This is a genomic window from Dankookia sp. P2, assembly GCF_050632255.1.
Classification (GTDB): domain Bacteria; phylum Pseudomonadota; class Alphaproteobacteria; order Acetobacterales; family Acetobacteraceae; genus Paracraurococcus.
The window spans coordinates 5,176,724-5,192,814 of the sequence record NZ_CP192581.1 but is presented as its reverse complement, the minus strand read 5'-3'; the positions used below and the strand labels follow the sequence as shown (position 1 = coordinate 5,192,814).

Below are 16,091 nucleotides of genomic sequence, written 5' to 3'. Positions count from 1 at the left end.
CGATGTACTCGCTGACCGTCTGCGACCACATCATGGTGGCCCACAGCTTCCGCGGCGCCGAATTCGGCCCGGCCCAGCGCCTGCACGGCGCCACCTTCGCGGTGGAGGCGGAGTTCCGCGCGCCGAAGCTCGACCACCTGCACCTGCTGGTCGATATCGGCCTGGCCAAGGTCGAGCTGCGCAAGGCGCTCGACGGGCTGGACTACCGCAACCTGGATGGGGAGCCGGCCTTCGCCGGGCTGAACACCACCACGGGATTCCTCTGCGCGCATATCCATGGCTTGCTGGTGGCGGCGCTGAAGGCGGGGAAGCTCGGTGCACAGAGCGGCAACGTGACCTCCCTCAAGGTGCTGCTGCGCGAGAGCCCGAATGCCTGGGCCGCCTACGAGGGAGATATCGCTTGAAGCTGGCGCTGCTCGTCCCCGGTCCCTTCGGCACCATCTCCGGCGGCTATATCTACGACCGGCGGATCGTGGAGGGCCTCCGCGGCCTCGGCCACGACGTCCGGGTGGTGGAACTCGCCGGCCGCCACCCGCTGCCCGACGCGACGGCGGAGGAGGCGGCCCGCGCCGCGCTGGCCGCGCTGCCCGATGACGTATTGCCGGTCATCGACGGCCTCGGCCTGCCCGCCTTCGCCCCGCTGGCGGAGGACCTGGTCCGCCGCCGCGCCGTCGGCCTGATCCACCACCCGACCGCGCTCGAGCACGGCGCGCCGGCAGAGGACCGTGCGGCGCTGCGCAGCATCGAGCGCGACCTCTTCCCCCGGCTCGCCCGGCTGGTCGCCACCTCGCCGCATACCGCCGGGCGGCTCACCGCCGACTTCGCCGTGCCTGCCGAGCGGATCGGCATCGTCGAGCCGGGCACCGACCCGGCGCCGCGCGCCGAGGGCTCCGGCGGCCCTGGGGTCGTCATACTCGCGGTCGGCACTCTGGTGCCGCGCAAGGGCCATGACGTGCTGCTGCGGACGCTGGCTGGCTTGCCCGACCTCGACTGGAAGCTGATCATCGCCGGCGGCGCGCGGGATACCGTGCATGCGCATGGGCTGCGCGCCCTGGCCGAGGAGCTGACGATCGGCCAGCGCGTCCGCTTCGCCGGGGAGCTTTCCGCCGAGGCGCTGGAGGCCGAGTACCGCCGCGCCGACATCTTCGCCCTCGCCACCTGGTGGGAGGGCTACGGGATGGCCGCGGCCGAGGCCATGGCGCGCGGCCTGCCGCTGGCCATCACCGCCGGCGGCGCCATCGCCGACCTCGTGCCGATGGAGGCCGGCGCCGTCTCGCCGCCCGGCGACACCGTCTCGCTCACCAAGGCGCTGCGGCGGATGATCGTCGATACTGAAATGCTGCGCGAGATGGCCGAGGCCTCCTGGGCCGCCGGCCAGGCGCTGCCGCGCTGGTCGGATCGCGCCAGCGCCTTCGCCGCCGAGCTGGAGCGCGCATGAGCGAGGCGTTCGACCTCGCATGGCTCGACCTGCGCGAGCCCTTCGACGCCTTTGCGCGGTCCGAGTCCCTGGCCGCCGCGCTGCTCGCCCGGCTGCCGGCGCGGCCGCGGCTGATCGACCTCGGCGCCGGCACCGGCAGCCTGCTGCGCTGGCTGGCACCGCGCATCGGCCGCGCCCAGGCCTGGACGCTGGTGGACAGCAGCGCCGAGATGGCCGAGGCCGCCTTCGACACCATCGCCGACCGCGCCGAGCTGATGGGCTTCCCGGTCACCGCGCCGAACAAGCGCACCCTGCTGGTGCACGCCCCGGGCGGCGCCTGGCGGATCGAGGGGCTGGTCGCCGACCTGGCCGAGAGCCCCGCCAACCTGCCGCTGCACCAGGCCGATGCGGTGGTCAGCTCGGCGCTCTGCGACCTCGTCTCGCGCGGCTGGCTCGAGCGCATGGCGGCAGCGCTTCGCATCCCCTTCTATGCCGCGCTCTGCGTCGACGGGCGGGAAGGCTTCGCCCCGCCGCATCCGGCCGATGCTCGCGTCGCCGCCGGCTTCCGCCGCGATCAGGCGCGCGACAAGGGCTTCGGCGGCCGGGCGCTAGGGCCGCGCGCGCCGGCGGTGATCGCCGAGGTCTTCGCCGCCCAAGGCTTCACCGTGGAAGCCGCGCCGAGCGACTGGGCGGTCCGCGCCCGTGGGCCCGTGGCGCACCCAACGCTGCGTGACAGCGCCGGGCGCTTCCTGACCGAGCTCGTACTGGGCCATGCCGAGGCCGCCGGGCGACAGGATCGCCGCGGCGACGCGCGGATCGAGGCCTGGATGGACGCGCGACTCGACCAGGTCGCGGCCAGGCGGCTGGCGGCCTGGATCGGCCACCGCGACGTTCTGGCCCTGCCGCCGCGACGCTGAGTGGGGCGGAACACCCGCCCGCCTCCGCACGTTTCCCCCGCTCATAACCCAGGGGAGGATCGCATGGCCGACAAGCCGCAATCGACGAAGCTCAACCCGGGCGACGTCGCCCCGCCCGGCACCCCAGCCACCGGCGAGGGCCCCTGCCCCGACTGCCAGGGCAAGGGCCAGATCAATGGCCAGCGCTGCCGCACCTGCGACGGCAGCGGCATCGTCATCCAGGGGTGGCAGGCGGCTGAATCGCATTATGCTGGTCGGATGGATCTGCCACCCGGAGTGACGCTCAGCGTCGGGGACAAGCCGGCCGAGGCCGATATTGAGGCCCTGGCCGACGGGCTCGAGACCTTCAACGAGGCCGCTTGGCCCGGGCACCAGCCCTGGGAGGAATTCGCCCTTTTCCTGCGCGACGCGGAAGGGCGGATCCTCGGCGGGTTGGTCGGGCAGGTCTATGCCGGCTGGCTCTTCATCCGCTTCCTGTCGCTGCCTCAGGCGCTGCGCCGGCACCGCCTGGGGGCCGGTCTGATGACCGCAGCGGAGGACCGGGCCCGCACGCGCGGCTGCCACTCGGCCTATGTCGACACCTTCGACTTCCAGGCACCCGACTTCTACCGGAAGCAGGGCTATGCCGAGTTCGCCCGCCTGCCCTACCCGCCGAAGGGCGAGCGGATCTCGGCTGCGCAAGCGGCTCACGGGGACGGCGCCGTGACCAAGGGCCCGATCGCGTTGCGGGCTGCCGATGTACCGCCGCGGGCGCGCGCCACCAGCTACCCGGCCGACCTGGCCGCCAAGATCGCCGGGCGGGAGAAGCGGGTGCTGGGCGACCTGTTCGGCCTGGCGAATTTCGGCGTGAATCTGACACGTCTCGCACCCGGCGCCGCGTCCTCCCTGCACCATGCGCATGCGAAGCAGGACGAATTCGTCTACATCCTTGAGGGCACGCCGACGCTGGTCGTCGGCACCGAGGCGCGGCTGCTCTCGCCCGGCGATTGCGCCGGCTTCGCCGCCGGCGGCGCGCCGCACCACCTGGTCAACCGCGGCGACGGCGACGTCGTCTATCTCGAGGTCGGCGATCGCGCGCCAGGCGACAGCGCCACCTATCCGGAGGACGACTTGGTCGCCACGGCCGATCCCGCCGGGGGCTGGCGCTACACCCGGAAGGACGGCACGCCGCTGTAGAGCAGATGGCGTGAGAGCGTGAACGCTTGAATCTGCCCTGAACGCAAGCCAGTGGGGCCGCCGTTTGCGCTGGCGCTGTCGCCGTGCCGATACTTCCTTTCACGCTTGCGGGAGGGAATGCGATGGGAGGCGGCGCGACGCCGAGCCTGGTGCAGGTCTGGGGCTTCTTCTTCCTGCTGCTGGGCCCGATCAAGATCCTTGGCCCCTTTCACCGCATGACCGCGGACGCCGAGCCGGCGCTGCGCCGCAAGCTGGCGGTCCGCGGCGCACTCTTCGCCACCTGCATCGTCCTGCTGGCCGGCACCCTCGGGGTGCAGGCGTTGCGCAACTACGCCGTGCCGCCGCCGGTGCTGGCCTTGACTGGCGGGCTGGTGCTGTTCCTTGTCGCGCTGCAGGGCCTGCTGGAATCCTTCAACCCCCGCCCGCGCGTCGCCGCCGAGCCGCCCAGCCTGCAAGCCGCGGCCATGCCGCTGGCCTACCCGATCATCGTCACGCCATCCGGCATTGCCGCCGTCATCATCTACATGACCCTGGCTCCGGGCTGGCCCGACAAGGGCGCGATCGTCGGCCTGCTGCTGGCGATCATGCTAATGAATCTCATAGCAATGCTCTTCGCCTCCGCCGTGCTGCGCTGGCTCGGCATGCCGCTGCTGGTGCTGGGGACGGTGCTCGGCGTGGTGCAGGCGGCGCTCGGGCTGAACATCATGCTGAATGCGCTGCGCATCCTCGGGGTGATCGCCGCGGCGCCGGGCGCGGGGTAGAAGGGGCCACCGCCCTTTGGGAGAGACGACCATGCCCCTGCTCGGCTGCATCGCCGACGACTTCACCGGCGCCACCGACCTGGCCAATACCCTGGTCAAGGGCGGCATGACCGCGGTGCAGGTGATCGGCGTCCCAACCGGTCCCTTGCCGGAGGCGGATGCCGTCATCGTCGCGCTGAAATCCCGCACCGCTCCGGTGGCCGAGGCCGTGGCCGAGAGCCTGGCCGCCTGCGAGGCGCTGCTGGCGGCAGGCGCGCGGCAGATCTTCTTCAAGTACTGCTCGACCTTCGACAGCACGGACGAGGGCAATATCGGCCCGGTGGCCGATGCGCTGGTCAAGCGCCTGGATTGCGGCTTCGCCCTGGCCAACCCCGCCTTCCCCACCAATGGCCGCACCGTCTACCAGGGACACCTCTTCGTCGGCGACAAGCTGCTGAACGAGAGCGGGATGGAGAACCACCCGTTGACCCCGATGCGGGACGCCAACTTGGTGCGCGTGCTCGGCCGGCAGACCACCGGGACGGTGAAGCTGGTGCCCTATTCGGTGATCGAGCAGGGCGCGACGGTGATCCGCCACACCATGACCGGGCTGAAGGAAAGCGGCTGGCGCTACGCCATCGTCGATGCGGTCACCGACGCGCATCTGGTGGCGATCGGCGAGGCCGCTGCCGACCACGCGCTGATCACCGGCGGGTCGGGCATCGCCATGGGCCTGCCGGCCAATTTCCGTGCCAAGGGCCTGCTGCCGGACCGGGGCGAGGCTGCCGCCGCGCTGCCGCCGATGCAGGGCCATGCGGCCGTTGTGGCGGGCTCCTGCTCGCGCGCCACGCTCGGGCAGATCGGCTATGCACGGGACCATGCGCATACGCTCCAGCTCGACGTGCTGGCGACGCCGGATGCCGCGGCGCTGAGCGCCCAGGCGCTCGACTGGGTGCAGGGCAAGCTCGGCGACCACCCCGTGGTGATCGCAGCGTCCGCCCCGCCTGAGAAGGTGGCGGCGCTGCAGGCGAAGCTCGGCCGCGACGCCGCCGGCGCGCTGGTCGAGCACGCGGTGGCCAGCATCGCCGAGGGGCTGGTCGGCGCGCGGCGTGCGGCGGCTGGTCGTGGCGGGCGGCGAGACCTCGGGCGCGGTGGTCTCGCGGCTCGGCGTCTCAGCGCTGCGCATCGGGCCGGAGATCGACCCGGGCGTGCCCTGGACCCATGCGGAACCGGTTGGCCTCCACTTGGCGCTGAAGTCGGGAGAATTTCGGCGCGCGGGATTTCTTCCTCAAGGCATTCGGGGTGTGAGAGATGGCGGAGAGAGGATGCCGTTGATCGCCTTCGCTTCCCGCCAAGCACCCCCACACACCGCTTTCAGTGAGAATGGCGCCGTGGCGCGGCGCTGGAGGAGACCATCCGCATGAGCATCCCGGACCGCACCGCCCCCTCAGCCCACCCGATCGACCCGCTGCTCGCCCGCCGCTGGAGCCCGCGCAGCTACCGCCGCCGCCCCTGCCCCCGGGCGCGCTCGAGAGCCTGCTGGAAGCCGCGCGCTGGGCCGCCAGCAGCAACAACCTGCAGCCCTGGCATTTGATTGTCGCCCGGCGCGACGCCGAGCCGGAGGCCTTCGAGCGGCTGGTGGGCGCTGCTGTCCCCGAACAACCAGAGCTGGGCGCGCAATGCCGCGGTGCTGATGCTGTCCGTCGCCCGCAGCCACAACCCGGCGAACGGCAACCCGATCCGCCATGCTTGGCACGACACCGGCGCGGCGATGGCGCAGCTGGCGCTGCAGGCGCGGCGTCCATGGGGCTGCAGGCGCACCAGATGGCGGGCTACGACGCGCGCCGCTGCGCGCGCCGCTCTTCGCCATCCCCGAAGGCTTCGACCCCGTCGCCGCCATCGCGGTCGGTGAGCCCGGCCCGCCCGAGGCGCTGCCGGAGGTGTTGGCGCAGCGCGAGACCGCGCCACGGCAGCGCCGGCCGATCGAGGAGTTCGCCTTCCTCGGCGGCTGGAAAGGATGAGCACCATGGACCCGGGATGCAGGACCGTCTCGCCATCCGCGCGCTGGTGGAGAACTGGGCGGTCTGGCGCGACGCCGGCGACTGGGACCGCTTCGCCACCTGCTGGCACGAGGACGGCTATATGTGCGCCACCTGGTGCCAGGCGCCGTGGCGCGACTTCATCGCCGCCAGCATCGCCGGCTGGGAGAAGGGCGTCTCCATCCTGCACTTCCTCGGCGGCCACAGCGCCGACCTGGCCGGGACGCGCGCCATCGCCCAGACCAAGATGACCATCAGCCAGCGCGCCGCGGTGCACGGGGTTATGGTGGACGTGGTCTGCACCGGTCGCTTCCACGACTTCATCGAGAAGCGGGACGACAGATGGGGTGTCGTGCTGCGCCAGCCGATCTACGAGAAGGACCGCATGGACCCGGTCGACCCGGCGGCGCGGCTGGCGCTCGACCCAGCGCTGCTGGCGCGCTTCCCGGAAGGCTACCGGCATCTCGCCTACCTGCAGACCCAGATCGGCTATGCGGTGAAAACCGACATGCCGGGGCTGAAGGGGAAGGAGGTGGAGGCGCTCTACGCGCGCGGCGCGCGCTGGCTGGCGGGCGGGCGGCGCGCATAGCTGAACCTGGTCGCGAAAAGGGCGCCGTCCCTCGCGGGACGGCGCCCTCACGCCGGGATCAGCGGCGCGTTCAGGTCGACGAGGTCTCGTCGCCCATGGCTTCCGGCATCGGCGCGGCGACCGAAGCGGCAGCCGCTGCCTTCTTCGCGGCGCGGGTCGCGGCAGCCTTCTTCGCGGCTTCCGAGCGCGAGGAGGTCGCGGCCTTGGCGGCGGCGGCGCGCTTCGGCGCGGCCTTCGGGGCAGCGGCCTTGCGCGGCGCTGCGGCCTTGGCGGCCGGCTTGCGCGTGGTCGCGGCCTTGCGGGCGACCGGCTTCTTGGCGACGGCCTTCTTCGCGGTCGTCGCCTTCCTGGCGGCGACCTTCTTCGGCGCGGCCTTCTTCACGGCAGCCTTCCTGGCGGCCGGCTTGCGGGCGACGGCCTTCTTCGGCGCGGCCTTCTTCGCAGCCGGCTTACGGGCGACGGCCTTCTTCGGCGCGGCCTTCTTCGCAGCCGGCTTACGGGCGACGGCCTTCTTCGGCGCGGCCTTCTTCGCGGCCGGCTTGCGGGCGACGGCCTTCTTCGGCGCGGCCTTCTTCGCCGCGGCGGGCTTGCGCGCCGCCGGCTTCTTCGCCGCGACGCGGCCGCGCGCGGTGGCGGGCTTCTTCGCGGTGCGGCGGGTGGTCGACATCGCCATCGCCTGGGCGGTGCCGGTGGCAGGGGTCTCGGGGGTATCGGTCACGGTCAGGATCTCCTTGCGCGTTCCGTGGAGGGCCGGACCGCCGATCGATGGTCGGTCCGGGGGAAGCAGGATCGGTCGTGCGATGGCGGCGGCGCGCGGATCCCGTAGCGCGTGGCGCCGGTTTGGTCGCTGTCCTGGTGGCGCGGACAGGAAGCGGCAACGGGCGATCGGCGGCAGCATGCCGCATCGCTTCCCTGCTCGCCGCGTCTCCCTCGCCGGGCGTCAAGCTGCTGCCCTGCGATGGCGGGGCTGTCCGACGCAGCGCGCCGCCATCCCATCCTGCCTGCGGTCCATGGACCGTCCTTCCCTGCTGCGGCATTCTGTCGCTGCGCTCGGGCGATTCCGATTCGCGCGAGATCGCGTACGACGTCATGCGCAATCGCACGCTATCTGCACACGCAACCTGCATGTCAAACGAAAACGCAATTCGCGTCGCGCTTTTTCGTGCGCGCACGCCGCCGTGCGATGCGCATCGTGCAGCGAAGAAAGCCGATGCGAGTCATGCGACGCCGGCGGAGGACTCTCGCAGCGCCTTGCCGAGGCGCATCGCCGGCGGCCGCGGCGCGCTGCGCCGAAGACGGCAACGGCCGCCGGATCGCTCCGGCGGCCGTCCTGTCCGTGGCCATCGCGCCGCGGCGCGATGGCGTTTGAACGACGCTTAACGCGCCGACAGCGGCGGCACGGGGCGCTGCTCCGGCCCCTCGTACCAGGACAGCGGCCGGATCAGCCGGTTGTCGGCGCCCTGCTCCAGCACATGCGCAGACCAGCCGGTGATGCGGCTGGCGACGAAGAGCGGGGTGAAGAGCGGGATCTCGAAGCCCATCAGGTGGTAGGCGGGCCCGGCCGGGAAATCGAGGTTGGGGTGGATGTTCTTCTTGGTCAGCATCTCGTCCGCCAGCTCGCGGGAGATCGCCATCCAGGTGCGGTCGCCCACCACCTCCGCCATCTTCTCGGCATACTTCTTCATCGTCGGCACGCGGCTGTCGCCCGACTTGTAGACCCGGTGGCCGAAGCCCATGACCAGCGCCTTGTGGTCGAAGCGGCTCTGCAGCCACTCCCGCGCGATCGCCGGGTCGCCGATCTCCTTCAGCATGTGCATGACCGCCTCGTTCGCGCCGCCGTGAAGCGGCCCCTTGAGGCTGGCGATGCCGGCGGTTATCGCCCCGTGCATGTCGGCGCCCGAGGAGGTCACCAGCCGCGCCGTGTAGGTGGAGGCGTTGAAGGTGTGCTCGGCGTAGAGAATCATCGAGACGTCGAAGGACTTCAGCACCTCGGGCTGCGGCACCCGGCCCTGGATGAGGTTGAAGACGTTCTCGGCGAAGCTGTGCCTTGCATCCGGCATCACCGGGTCGAGGCCCCGGCTGGCGCGGTAGGCGGCGCCGATGCAGGTCGGGATCTTGGCGAACAGACGCTTGGCCTTGCGGTACTGCGCGGCATGGGAGACGTCGGCAGTCTCCGGGTCCTCGAGCCCGAGGAAGGACACCGCGGTGCGGATGGCGTCCATCGGGTGGGCGTCCTTCGGGAATTCCCGGATGACGCGGTGCAGCGCAGGGCCGATCTCCCGCTCGGAGGCGATCTCCTCCTTGAAGGCTGCGAGCTGGGCGGCGTTGGGCAGCTCACCCTCCCAGAGCAGGTAGGCGACCTCCTCGAAGGAGCAGTTCTCGGCCAGGTCCTGCACGGCATAGCCGCGGTAGGTCAGGCTGTTGGTCTCCGGCATCACCTTGGAGATGGTGGAGACGTCGGCATAGACGCCGACCAGGCCCTTGTAGATGGTGGGCTTCGCTTCGGTGTCGCTCATGGTTCGCGTTCCTCAGACAGATGCGACTTGGCGTGGGGCGAGGACGTAGCGGATGTCCGGCTCCCCTCCTCATTGGCCGAGGCCGGGCGGCGCTCGGCGCCACGGAAGCCGTGCCGTTCGTAGAAGCGGCGGGCGGCATGGTTCCGCTCGAAGGCATAAAGGGCGAGGCCGCCCGGCGCGGCGGCGATCGCCCCGGCCAGCAGCCTGCCCCCGATGCCGCGCCTCTGGAAGCCGGGCGCGACATAGAGGTGCAGCAACTCGGTCCCGGCGAGACCGAGATAGGCAATGGCGCTGCCGGCCGCCACCGCGACCCAGACGCGGTGGCGCGCCAGCAGCGTGTCGCGGAGCCAGGCGGCGACCGCCGCCTCGCCCCAGGGCTCGCGGAGGCCCGGCAAGGCCGCCTCCCGCGCCGCCCGATGAATCTGCGCCAGCGCCGGGGCGTCGGCGGGCTGGCCGGGGCGCAGCGTCACCGCCGCGCCCGCACCGCCCGCATCGGCCGCCCGCGCCACGCGCATCGCCTCAGAAGATGCCCGGCTTGCCTTCGAGCAGCGTGCCCGCCGGCAGCGCCACGTTCAGCAGGTGCAGCTCGCCCGCCGGCAGCTTCGCCAGGTCCTGCACCACCTCCAGGAAGCGGTTCGACTCCCGGGCCGAGATGATGCCCTCGGTCAGGGTGCGGAACTTCTGGATGTACTGCTCCCGCCCGAAGGGCCGGGCGCCGTTCGGATGGGCATTGGCGACGCCGAGCTCATCGACCAGCTTCGAGCCGTCCTTCATGAAGATCTCGACCCGGCCGCCGAAGGACAGCTCCTCGGGGTCCCGGCTGTGGTACTTGCGGGTCCATTCCGGGTCCTCGGTGGTCTCGATCTTGTGCCAGAGCCGCACGGTGTCGGCCCGGCCGGCCCGCTTCGGCGCGTAGCTGTCCACGTGGTGCCAGCGTCCGTCCTGCAGGGCGACGGCGAAGATGTACATGATGGAGTGGTCCAGCGTCTCGCGGCTGGCCTTCGGGTCCATCTTCTGCGGGTCGTTGGCGCCGGTCCCGATTACATAGTGCGTGTGGTGGGAGGTGTGGATGACGATCCGCTCGATGTCGTTGAAGTCCTTCACCTGCTCCCGCATCCGGAACGCCAGGTCGATCAGCGCCTGGGACTGGTACTCGGCCGAATGCTCCTTGGTGTAGCTGTCCATGATGGCGCGCTTGGCCTCGCCCGGGCCGGGCAGCGGCACGGTGTAGTAGACCTGCTCGTAGGCGGCGGCGCGGCCCTTCTTGTCGGCCTCGGTGCGGCCCGAGAGGATCCAGCCGATGACGCTGTCCTCGCCCTCGTAGATCGGCGACGGGGCGCCCTCGCCGCGCATGGCGCGGTCGGCGGCCTCGATCGCCAGCTTGCCGGCATGTGCCGGAGCGAAGGCCTTCCAGGTGCTGATCTCGCCCTTGCGGGACTGCCGGGTGCTGACCGAGACGTGCAGCGCCTGCTGGATTGCCTGGAAGATGACGTCCTGCTTCAGGCCGAGCAGCGTGCCGATGCCGGCGGCGGCCGAGGGGCAGAGATGCGCGATGTGGTCGATCCGGTGCTCGTGCAGGCAGATGGCGCGGACCAGGTCGATCTGCAGCTCGTAGCCGGTGGCGAGGCCGCGGATCAGGTCCTTGCCGGACTTCTCCATGGTCTGGGCGACCGCCAGGATCGGCGGGATGTTGTCGCCGGGGTGGGAGTAGTCGGCGGCCAGGAAGGTGTCGTGGAAGTCGAGCTCGCGCACCGCGGTGCCGTTCGCCCAGGCCGCCCATTCCGGTGAGAAGCCTTTCGCAGAAGGCATGCCGAAGATGGTGGCGCCGCCCTTCCGCGGGTGGCCGAGCGCCATGGCGCGGGCCGAGACGACCGGGCGGCGGTTCACCGAGGCGATGGCGACCGAGGCATTGTCGATGATCCGGTTGATGATCATCGCCTGCACGTCGCGCTCGACGGCGACCTTGTCGGCGGCGACGCCGGCCATCTTCCAGGCCAGCTGATCCTCGCGCTTGAGCAGCGCCTTGGATGGGTAGAGCTTGACGGGATGCATCTGCATGGCGGCTGTGGTTCCCCCTGGGTTCGGCCGGGTGGCGAGTCGGACGGCGGCTTTGTCCTGCCGTGGGCGCTATACGTCCATTCCGAATGATGGCGTAGTCCGATAGGGTTTCCGTATCGCCGAAACCGCGCAAGCCCAGGCCCGACAGGACCACCGACGCATGGACTTCCGCATCCTCCGCCGCATGGCGCATTTCCTCGCCGTCGCGGAGGAAGGCCATTTCGGCCGCGCCGCCGCGCGGCTCGGCCTCTCGCAGCCGCCGCTTTCGGCGCAGATCCAGGCGCTCGAGGCCGAGCTCGGTGTCAAGCTGCTCGAGCGCACCCGCAAGGGCGCCCGGCCAACGCGGGAGGGCGAGGCGCTGCTGCCGGTCATCCGTCGGCTTGCCGAGGACGCCAAGCAGGTCGAGGCGCTGGCGCGCGAGCTGCGCACGGGGCGGCAGATGCCGATGGCGCTGGCCTGCGTCACCTCCGCCCTTTTCGATTTCCTGCCGCCTTTGGTGCGCGCCTTGCGGGACACCCAGCCCGATGCAGCGATGGCGGTACAGGAGATGGACACGGCGGACGCGGTCGAGGCGCTGCGCCGCGGCGAGGTGGATTTCGCGCTCGCCCGGCTCGACCGCGACCGGCCGCCACTGCGCGTGCTGCGGCTCGGGGTCGACGCGCTGGTGGTGGCGCTGCCGGAGGGGCATGCACTGCTCGGCCGGCCCGGGCCGCTGCCGCTCTCAGCCCTGGCGCGGGAGCCGCTGATGCTGCTGCCGCGCAGCATCAGCCCGGCCTATTTCGACGCGCAGGTCAGCGCCTGCCGCGCGGCGGGAGTTCGAGCCGGTGGCGGTGCGCGAGGTCTCCTCGGCCATGGCGCAGCTCGCCTTCGTCGCCGCCGGGCTCGGCGTCGCGCTGGTCTCCTCCGGCATGGCGGTGCTGGCGGCCGCCCGGCGTCGGCTTCCGCGAGCTGGCCGGGCCGGTGGCCTCCGTCGGCGTCGCGCTGGTCTGGAATGCCGAGCGGGACTCGGAAGCGGCGTGAAGCTGGCGGTGGCGGTGGCGAAGCGGGTCTTCCCGCACAGCGCCGGCCTCGCCCCCGGCGCCGCAACCGGCTGACCCCGCGAGGCCCGCAGCCTGCGCGGGCAAGCGGGCCGGGCCGGGCCGGGCCGCGACGGATTGGAAGCCCGGCCCGCCCGGCCTAGCATCCCGGCAACAGCCCCGCCGGAGTCCGCCATGCCATCCGCCCCCTTCGATCGCGTCATCCTCGGCGACCTCGTGCTGCCCGATGGGCTGCTGCCCGACGGCTGGGTGGCGATCCGTGGCGAGACCATCGCCGGCCTCGGCCAGGGCACGCCACCGCCCGCCGCGGCCACCGCCGACCCATGCGGGGATGCTGATCCTGCCGGGACTGGTCGACTGGCCACATGCATACCTCGAGCAGCACCGGCTGGGCGGGGATCGAGGGCGCGTCCATGTCGGCTCGCCGCCGGTGGCGTCACCACCTGCGTCGACATGCCCTACGACGTGCCGCGCCCGGTCACCGATGCCGGCATCCTGCGCGAGAAGGTCGCGGTGGTGGAGGCGACCAGCCATGTCGACATGGCGCTCTACGGCACCATCACCAAGGCGGGCGGCGTCGAGGCGATCGCCGGCCTGGCCGAGGCCGGCGTCTGCTCCTTCAAGCTCTCCACCCTATGAATACGACGCGGTGCGCTTCCCGCGCATCGACCATCCGACCATGCTGGCCGCCTTCCGCGCGAGATCGCCCGAACCGGGCTGATGTGTGCCATCCACAACGAGGACCAGGAACTGGTCATCCGCCTGACCGAGGAGGCGAAGGCGGCCGGCCGAACCGATCCCATCATGCATGCCCGCACCCGGCCGCCGCTGGCCGAGAGCATGGCCGACCTCGAGATCTTCGAGATGGCGGTCGAAACCGGCTGCCATGTCCACATCGCGCACAGCGTCGATCGCGCGGGGCTTCGACCTGGCCGCCGCCTTCCGCCAGATGGAGGGGGCGAAGACCAGCGGCGAGGCCTGCATCCAGTACCCCTCTGCATGACCGAGGAGGACCTGGTCCGATTGGAGGGCTTCGGGAAGTGCAACCCACCCTTCCGCACCGCCGAGGAGGTGGAGCGGGTCTGGCAGCGGCTGGTCGACGCGGCAAGGTCGCCTATGTCTCGACCGACCATGCCCCCCTGGCCGCGCGAGCGGAAGGTCTACAAGGGCGACATCTTCGCCCCCGGCGCCGGGCTCACCGGGCTGCAGAGCTTCGCGCCGCTGATGTACACCCTGCTGGCCGAGCGCGCGCCTGCCGCCGACGCTGATGGCGCGCTACTGCGCCGAGCGTCCGGCGCGCTTCCACGGCCTGTTCCCGAAGAAGGGCGCCATCCGCGTCGGCGCGGATGCCGACCTGCTGGTGCTGGAACGCGGCGCCTTCCGCTTCGACGAGGCCTCGATCCAGGACCGCGAGGATGCGAAGTGGTCGCCCTACCATGGCCGCGCCATGCAGGCGCGCGTCGCCGCCACCTGGCTGCGCGGGGGCTGCATCTGGGACGGCACCACCGTGCTGGCGAGGCCCGGCACCGGCCGCTTCGTCCCCCGCCAGCACCGCGACACCTATCTCGGGAAGACTGAGCATGTCCCGTATCCTGCGCGTGGCCGGCGCCCAGATGGGCCCGAACCAGCGGGCCGACGACCGCGCCGCGATCCTGGCGCGGATGATCGCGATGCTCGAGCAGGCGGCCGGTGCCGGCGCGAAGCTGGTGGTCTTCCCCGAGCTCGCCTTCACCACCTTCTTCCCGCGCTGGCCGATGGACCGCGATAGCCCGGAACTGCTGGCGAGCTTCGAGACGGCGATGCCCAACCCCGCGGTGCAGCCGCTATTCGACCGGGCGAAGGCGCTCGGGGTCGGCTTCTATGTGGGCTATGCCGAGCTGACGCCGGAGGGCCAGCGCTTCAACAGCGCCGTCACGGTGGGGCCGAACGGCGACATCCTGTTCAAGTACCGCAAGATTCACCTGCCTGGCTCGGACTCGGTGAAGCCCGGCCAGCGCTATCAGCAACTCGAGAAGATGTATTTCGAGTACGGCGACATGGGTTTCCCCGCGAAGCGCGGCCCGGCCGAATGGGGTGCGCCGGTGCTCGGCATGCTGGTCTGCAACGACCGCCGCTGGCCGGAGGGCTGGCGGGTGCTTGGGCTGCAGGGGGTGGAGCTAGTGATGGTCGGCTACAACTCCGCCGCCTACGACCCCAATGGCGGGGAAGGCGAGAGCGCCGAGATGCGCACCTTCCACTCGACTCTCGCCACCCAGGCCAATGCCTACATGAACGCCACCTGGGCAGTCGCGGTGGCCAAGGCGGGCGTCGAGGATGGCGCCGGGCTGATCGGCGGGTCCTGCATCGTCGACCCGAACGGGATGGTGGTGGCGCAGGCGAAGACGCTGGGGGACGAGGTGATCCTGGCGGATGTGAATTCTCGACGCCTGCCGGCAGGGCAAGGAGAAGATGTTCAACTTCGCCGCCCATCGGCGGCCGCAGTGGTACGGGATGATCACCGAACGGGTGGGGGCGCAGGCCCCGAGGTAAGGCTGGGGGAGAAGGTATTTTCCCCGTTGGACGCATGCGTCCAACCCCTCATCTATTTCTGTAAGTCTGGCACCCTCCGCGCGGCGGCACCCGCCTCACAAAAGGGAAGGGTGGGGCTTGGGGAGGGAATACCTGTTTCCCTCCCCAACCTTCCTTCCCTCACGCCGCCAGGCAGCACTTCTTGAACTTCTTCCCGCTGCCGCAGGGGCACGAGTCGTTGCGGCCGACATCGCGGTTGGGGTTCACCGCGGTCGTTGGTGCAACGGCTGCCCGCGCGGCGCGCGCCGCCCGCTTCGCCACCTCCTCCTCGCGCGCAGGCGCTGCCACTCGGCGAAAAGCTCCACGACATCGCCGAGCGGCGTAACGCCCTGCTCCTCCAGCAGCTCCAGCCGGTCGATGCCGGGCTCCAGGCCGTCCTTCAGGTCTGCCTCGAAATCCTTGGCAGACATGATCGAGCGGTCGATCTTCCCGGCGCGGAACAGCGCCATCGCCTCCGCCCGCAGCGGGGCGAGTCCCGAGCATCGCCACCGCCTGCTGCCAGCCGACCCAGACCCAGTCGGGCGCTTCGCCGGCCAGCAGGAGGCGGCCGTGCAACTCGCGCAGCACCGGCTCGGCCCGCGCCATCGGCAGGACGCAAGTGGCGAAGAGCAGCGTCAGCGCCTCGATCGCCGCGTGCCGCACCATCTCGTCCGCGGCGCCATCCAGCACCAGCGCCAGCAGCCCCTCCAGGTCGCCGTCGAAGCAGGCCGCCAGGATGCCGGGGAAATCCTCGGTCAGCCCGTCGCCGATGGTGGCGTCCAGCGCCTCCGCGTCCCGCGCCAGCCGGAGCAGCAGCGGGAAGGCCCGCCGTTCCCGCGCCTGCGCCGCCAGGTAGATGACGTGGAGGGCCGCCGAGGCCGCCGCCTCGCCACGCTCCCGTCCCTCGGCAAAGCTCGCCAGCGCCGCCAGCAGCGGCGGCGCCGCGGCTTCCCAGCGGGACAGCGCCTGCTCCATCGCCGCGCGCGGAAATCCCTCGCCGGCAGAGGCGAAGGCGTGGAGGATGTCGTCCATGGGCCTGTCCTTTGCGCCTGGCC

At 71.4% G+C, this 16,091-nt stretch carries 16 protein-coding genes and 3 pseudogenes; 13 read left to right on the top strand and 6 right to left on the bottom strand.

The window, feature by feature from the left end:
• The first annotated feature begins 2 nt into the window (after positions 1 to 2).
• From ACQ86J_RS30850 to ACQ86J_RS30810, 9 genes and pseudogenes are all read left to right on the top strand, one after another.
• The gene (locus ACQ86J_RS30850) at positions 3 to 404 is read left to right on the top strand and encodes a 6-pyruvoyl trahydropterin synthase family protein (RefSeq protein WP_431268496.1); all 402 of its coding nucleotides are present in this window, start codon (positions 3 to 5) and stop codon (positions 402 to 404) included.
• The gene (locus ACQ86J_RS30845; protein ID WP_431268495.1) at positions 401 to 1,438 is read left to right on the top strand and encodes a glycosyltransferase family 4 protein; all 1,038 of its coding nucleotides are present in this window, start codon (positions 401 to 403) and stop codon (positions 1,436 to 1,438) included. Before ACQ86J_RS30850 ends, ACQ86J_RS30845 begins: the two co-directional genes overlap by 4 nt.
• Positions 1,435 to 2,334: a class I SAM-dependent methyltransferase gene (locus tag ACQ86J_RS30840; protein ID WP_431268494.1), complete on the top strand. Its 900-nt coding sequence runs from the start codon at positions 1,435 to 1,437 to the stop codon at positions 2,332 to 2,334. Before ACQ86J_RS30845 ends, ACQ86J_RS30840 begins: the two co-directional genes overlap by 4 nt.
• 63 nt (positions 2,335 to 2,397) lie before the next feature.
• Positions 2,398 to 3,510 carry a GNAT family N-acetyltransferase gene (locus ACQ86J_RS30835; protein WP_431268493.1) on the top strand — a complete coding sequence of 371 codons (1,113 nt, stop codon included), beginning with the start codon at positions 2,398 to 2,400 and terminating at the stop codon, positions 3,508 to 3,510.
• Positions 3,511 to 3,632: 122 nt separating this feature from the next.
• Entirely contained in the window at positions 3,633 to 4,271 is a 639-nt protein-coding gene (locus ACQ86J_RS30830; protein ID WP_431268492.1) for a MarC family protein, read from the top strand.
• Between the two features lie 31 nt (positions 4,272 to 4,302).
• Positions 4,303 to 5,674 (top strand): annotated as a pseudogene (otnK, locus tag ACQ86J_RS30825) (3-oxo-tetronate kinase).
• A pseudogene (locus ACQ86J_RS30820) lies at positions 5,634 to 5,879 on the top strand (nitroreductase family protein); the annotation flags it as partial. The pseudogenes otnK and ACQ86J_RS30820, both read left to right, overlap by 41 nt.
• A gap of 116 nt (positions 5,880 to 5,995) precedes the next feature.
• Positions 5,996 to 6,271 (top strand): hypothetical protein, encoded by a 276-nt coding sequence (locus ACQ86J_RS30815; RefSeq protein ID WP_431272760.1) that lies wholly within the window; start codon positions 5,996 to 5,998, stop codon positions 6,269 to 6,271.
• A 16-nt stretch (positions 6,272 to 6,287) separates the two neighbouring features.
• Positions 6,288 to 6,878, top strand: a complete 591-nt coding sequence (locus ACQ86J_RS30810; RefSeq protein ID WP_431272592.1) for a nuclear transport factor 2 family protein — start codon at positions 6,288 to 6,290, stop codon at positions 6,876 to 6,878.
• A gap of 70 nt (positions 6,879 to 6,948) precedes the next feature.
• Here ACQ86J_RS30810 and ACQ86J_RS30805 read toward each other — a convergent pair whose 3' ends face one another.
• From ACQ86J_RS30805 to ACQ86J_RS30790, 4 genes are all read right to left on the bottom strand, one after another.
• Positions 6,949 to 7,596, bottom strand: a complete 648-nt coding sequence (locus tag ACQ86J_RS30805) for a histone H1-like repetitive region-containing protein (protein WP_431268491.1) — start codon at positions 7,594 to 7,596, stop codon at positions 6,949 to 6,951.
• A 658-nt stretch (positions 7,597 to 8,254) separates the two neighbouring features.
• Positions 8,255 to 9,394 carry a bifunctional 2-methylcitrate synthase/citrate synthase gene (locus ACQ86J_RS30800; protein WP_431268490.1) on the bottom strand — a complete coding sequence of 380 codons (1,140 nt, stop codon included), beginning with the start codon at positions 9,392 to 9,394 and terminating at the stop codon, positions 8,255 to 8,257.
• Positions 9,391 to 9,903, bottom strand: a complete 513-nt coding sequence (locus ACQ86J_RS30795; protein WP_431268489.1) for a GNAT family N-acetyltransferase — start codon at positions 9,901 to 9,903, stop codon at positions 9,391 to 9,393. The genes ACQ86J_RS30800 and ACQ86J_RS30795 overlap by 4 nt, the downstream gene beginning before the upstream one ends.
• 10 nt (positions 9,904 to 9,913) lie before the next feature.
• The gene (locus ACQ86J_RS30790) at positions 9,914 to 11,452 is read right to left on the bottom strand and encodes an MmgE/PrpD family protein (RefSeq protein WP_431268488.1); all 1,539 of its coding nucleotides are present in this window, start codon (positions 11,450 to 11,452) and stop codon (positions 9,914 to 9,916) included.
• A 160-nt stretch (positions 11,453 to 11,612) separates the two neighbouring features.
• Here ACQ86J_RS30790 and ACQ86J_RS30785 point away from each other — a divergent pair, with 160 nt between their 5' ends.
• Entirely contained in the window at positions 11,613 to 12,632 is a 1,020-nt protein-coding gene (locus tag ACQ86J_RS30785; RefSeq protein ID WP_431268487.1) for a LysR family transcriptional regulator, read from the top strand.
• A 31-nt stretch (positions 12,633 to 12,663) separates the two neighbouring features.
• Positions 12,664 to 13,128 (top strand): hypothetical protein, encoded by a 465-nt coding sequence (locus tag ACQ86J_RS30780; protein ID WP_431268486.1) that lies wholly within the window; start codon positions 12,664 to 12,666, stop codon positions 13,126 to 13,128.
• Here ACQ86J_RS30780 and ACQ86J_RS30775 read toward each other — a convergent pair.
• Positions 13,123 to 13,473 carry a hypothetical protein gene (locus ACQ86J_RS30775; protein WP_431268485.1) on the bottom strand — a complete coding sequence of 117 codons (351 nt, stop codon included), beginning with the start codon at positions 13,471 to 13,473 and terminating at the stop codon, positions 13,123 to 13,125. The two genes, ACQ86J_RS30780 and ACQ86J_RS30775, sit on opposite strands and share 6 nt — an antisense overlap.
• A gap of 283 nt (positions 13,474 to 13,756) precedes the next feature.
• Between ACQ86J_RS30775 and ACQ86J_RS30770 the strand changes: the two are divergent.
• Together ACQ86J_RS30770 and ACQ86J_RS30765 are read left to right on the top strand one after the other, a co-directional pair.
• Positions 13,757 to 13,912: pseudogene (locus tag ACQ86J_RS30770) on the top strand (amidohydrolase family protein); the annotation flags it as partial.
• A 157-nt stretch (positions 13,913 to 14,069) separates the two neighbouring features.
• Entirely contained in the window at positions 14,070 to 15,203 is a 1,134-nt protein-coding gene (locus ACQ86J_RS30765; protein ID WP_431268484.1) for a nitrilase-related carbon-nitrogen hydrolase, read from the top strand.
• On the opposite strand, the gene ACQ86J_RS30760 is transcribed toward ACQ86J_RS30765, so the two are convergent.
• On the bottom strand, positions 15,178 to 16,068 hold the full coding sequence (locus tag ACQ86J_RS30760) for a DUF1186 domain-containing protein (RefSeq protein ID WP_431268483.1): 891 nt from the start codon (positions 16,066 to 16,068) through the stop codon (positions 15,178 to 15,180). The two genes, ACQ86J_RS30765 and ACQ86J_RS30760, sit on opposite strands and share 26 nt — an antisense overlap.
• Positions 16,069 to 16,091: the final 23 nt, after the last annotated feature.

Bases quoted from the DNA above. Each gene is read 5' to 3' on its own strand.
- ACQ86J_RS30800 (WP_431268490.1), bottom strand. From the start codon at position 9,394: ATGAGCGACACCGAAGCGAAGCCCACCATCTACAAGGGCCTGGTCGGC.
- ACQ86J_RS30765 (WP_431268484.1), top strand. From the start codon at position 14,070: ATGTCCCGTATCCTGCGCGTGGCCGGCGCCCAGATGGGCCCGAACCAG.
- ACQ86J_RS30815 (WP_431272760.1), top strand. From the start codon at position 5,996: ATGCTTGGCACGACACCGGCGCGGCGATGGCGCAGCTGGCGCTGCAGG.
- ACQ86J_RS30780 (WP_431268486.1), top strand. From the start codon at position 12,664: ATGCCATCCGCCCCCTTCGATCGCGTCATCCTCGGCGACCTCGTGCTG.
- ACQ86J_RS30785 (WP_431268487.1), top strand. From the start codon at position 11,613: ATGGACTTCCGCATCCTCCGCCGCATGGCGCATTTCCTCGCCGTCGCG.
- ACQ86J_RS30775 (WP_431268485.1), bottom strand. From the start codon at position 13,473: ATGCAGGCCTCGCCGCTGGTCTTCGCCCCCTCCATCTGGCGGAAGGCG.
- ACQ86J_RS30810 (WP_431272592.1), top strand. From the start codon at position 6,288: ATGCAGGACCGTCTCGCCATCCGCGCGCTGGTGGAGAACTGGGCGGTC.
- ACQ86J_RS30760 (WP_431268483.1), bottom strand. From the start codon at position 16,068: ATGGACGACATCCTCCACGCCTTCGCCTCTGCCGGCGAGGGATTTCCG.
- ACQ86J_RS30850 (WP_431268496.1), top strand. From the start codon at position 3: ATGTACTCGCTGACCGTCTGCGACCACATCATGGTGGCCCACAGCTTC.
- ACQ86J_RS30830 (WP_431268492.1), top strand. From the start codon at position 3,633: ATGGGAGGCGGCGCGACGCCGAGCCTGGTGCAGGTCTGGGGCTTCTTC.
- ACQ86J_RS30835 (WP_431268493.1), top strand. From the start codon at position 2,398: ATGGCCGACAAGCCGCAATCGACGAAGCTCAACCCGGGCGACGTCGCC.
- ACQ86J_RS30840 (WP_431268494.1), top strand. From the start codon at position 1,435: ATGAGCGAGGCGTTCGACCTCGCATGGCTCGACCTGCGCGAGCCCTTC.
- ACQ86J_RS30790 (WP_431268488.1), bottom strand. From the start codon at position 11,452: ATGCAGATGCATCCCGTCAAGCTCTACCCATCCAAGGCGCTGCTCAAG.